At 67.6% G+C, this 2,811-nt stretch carries 1 protein-coding gene; it reads left to right on the top strand.

Annotated elements, in window-relative coordinates:
• The coding region (locus ACWCPQ_RS34970) for a condensation domain-containing protein (protein ID WP_449907448.1) at positions 1 to 2,811 on the top strand (2,811 nt) is incomplete at both ends.

Genomic DNA, 2,811 nt, shown 5'->3' with positions numbered 1-2,811 from the left:
CCTGCTCCGGGCGCGCGGGTCGAGTCCGCGGGATTGTTGGAGTCGCTGCGTGATGTGTTGCCGGTGTACATGATCCCGGCTGTGGTGATGGAACTCGATGCGTTCCCGTTGAACACCTCGGGCAAGCTGGATCGTAAGGCGTTGCCGGCGCCGGTGTTCGAGACGCGGGAGTTCCGGGCGCCGTCGACGCCGATCGAGGAGATCGTCGCGGGTGTGTTCGCCGATGTCCTTGGTGTGCAGCGCGTCGGTGCCGACGATGATTTCTTCGCGCTCGGTGGTAACTCGCTGATCGCGACGCAGGTCGCGGCGCGGTTGGCCGCGGCGTTGGACACCCAGGTTCCGGTGCGGACGCTGTTCGAGGCGTCGACCGTGGCCGCTCTCGCCGCCGCCGCGGAAACCGCCGCCGGCCGGGGTGATCGGCCGGCGCTGCTGGCGCCGCGCGAACGTCCGGAACAGCTGCCGTTGTCGCCGGCTCAGCAGCGCATGTGGTTCCTGAACCGGTTCGATCAGCAGTCGGCGGCCTACAACCTGCCGATGGCGATCCGGCTGTCGGGCGATCTCGATATCGCGGCGCTGCGCGCGGCTGCCGCCGACGTGGTGAGCCGGCACGAGGTGCTGCGAACTGTGTATCCCGAGACCGATTCCGGTCCGGTGCAGGTGGTGCTTCCGGCCGCGGAGACTGTGCCGCGACTGCAGGTGCGCGCGGTGGCCGCCGCGGACGTGGTGAGCGTGGTATCGGAGCTGGCATCGGCCACCTTCGACGTCACGGCCGATGTGCCGTTGCGGATGGCATTGCTCGAAGTGACCGGAACAGCCGACGCGGTTACGGGCGCGCGTGAATTCGTGCTGGCGATGGTGGTCCACCACATCGCCGCCGACGGTTCGTCGGTGGCCCCGCTGACCCGGGACCTGATGACCGCCTACGCTGCCCGGTCCGCCGGCGAGATGCCCCGATGGGCGCCGCTGCCGGTGCAGTACGCGGATTACAGCATCTGGCAGCGTGAACTGCTCGGCGACGAAGCCGATCCGGAATCGCCCGCGGCGCAGCAGGTCGGGTACTGGCGGTCGACACTGGCCGATATCCCCGATCAGCTCGATCTACCGACCGACCGGCCGCGCCCGGCGGTGCAGTCCTTCACCGGTGGCCGGGTCGAGGTCACCATCGATGCCGAGACCCATGCCGGTTTGCAGCGGGTGGCCCAGCGGCAGAACGCGACGTTGTTCATGGTGGTGCATTCGGCGCTCGCTGTGTTGTTGTCGCGTCTTTCGGGTTCCGATGACATCACCGTCGGTACGCCGGTGGCGGGTCGTGGTGAGCAGGCGTTGGATGATCTGATCGGTATGTTCGTGAACACGTTGGTGTTCCGGACGCAGCTGGATCGTGGGGAGTCGTTCGCGGATCTGCTGTCGCGGCAGCGGGAGATCGATATCGCGGCGTTCGCGCATGCGGATGTGCCGTTCGAGCGTTTGGTGGAGGTGCTGAATCCGGCGCGGTCCACGGCGCGGCATCCGCTGTTCCAGGTCGGTTTCTCGTTCCAGAACCTGGCGCAATCGGTGTTGGAACTGCCCGGTCTGACGGTGTCGGGGGTGGATGTCGATACCGAGATCTCCCAATTCGACCTGCACCTGATCGTCGCGGACGCCTATGACAGTGCCGGTGCGCCGAACGGCGTACGCGGCCATCTGACCTACGCCACCGATCTGTTCGATCGTGGCACCGCTGAAGAATTCGCCCGCCGGTTCGCCCGCATACTGGGCGAGATCGTCGCGGCACCGGATACCGCGGTCGGCGAACTGGAGATTCTGGCACCGGCCGAGCTGGCGGCGCTGGCGGCGCGCAACGACACCGAACGCGAACTGGAGCCGGCGGCGACACTGGTTTCGCTGCTGGACGCGACGGTCGCGGCCACTCCGGACGCGATCGCTCTGGTGGCCGCCGACGGTGCACCGGTTACCTACGCCGAGCTGGGTGCCCGGGTCAACCGGTTGGCCCGGTACCTGATCACGCAGGGTGTCGGTCCGCAGGACCGGGTCGTGCTGGCACTGCGGCGATCGGTGGATCTGGTGGTCGCCATGTACGCCGTCGCCACGGCCGGTGGTGCGTACGTGCCGGTGGATCCGGACCAGCCTGCCGAGCGGACGGGCTACATTCTCGACACCGCGGCACCGGTGTGCGTACTGACCGGCAGTGATATCGATTTCGCCGACGCCGATGTCCCGTCACTCGCGTTGGACACTCTCGAGATCGGCGGTCTCGATGCGTCGCCGGTGACCGACGCGGAGCGGGCGATGCCGTTGCGCGGGTCGAATACCGCGTATGTGATCTTCACATCGGGTTCGACCGGGCGCCCGAAGGGTGTCGCGGTGCCGCATGCGGCGATCGTGAACCAGTTGCGGTACATCACCGCGGAGTTCGGGTTGACTGCCTCGGACGCGGTGTTGCTGAAGACTGCGGCGACATTCGATCTGTCGGTATGGGAGTTCTGGCTGGCGGCGGCGTCCGGTGGCCGGATGGTGATCGCCGAGGCCGACGGGCACCGGGATCCGGCGTATCTGAATGCGCTGGCGGCCCGCGAACAGGCGACCACGTTGACGGTGGTCCCGTCGATGCTGGACGCGTTGCTCAACACCGACCCGGGCCTGCCGGAATCGTTGCGGCGGGTGCTGGCCATCGGTGAGGCGTTGCCGGCGGCGACGGCGCAGCGGATGCTCGCGGAGTTCCCGGCTGTCGAACTGTTCAATCTGTACGGTCCGACCGAGGCGGCGGTGTCGATCACGACACATCGGGTGACCGCAGCCGATTCGGTATCT

The organism is Nocardia sp. NPDC001965, assembly GCF_053594175.1.
The sequence above is the reverse complement of the archived record's forward strand: the minus strand, read 5'-3'. Positions and strand labels throughout refer to the sequence as shown.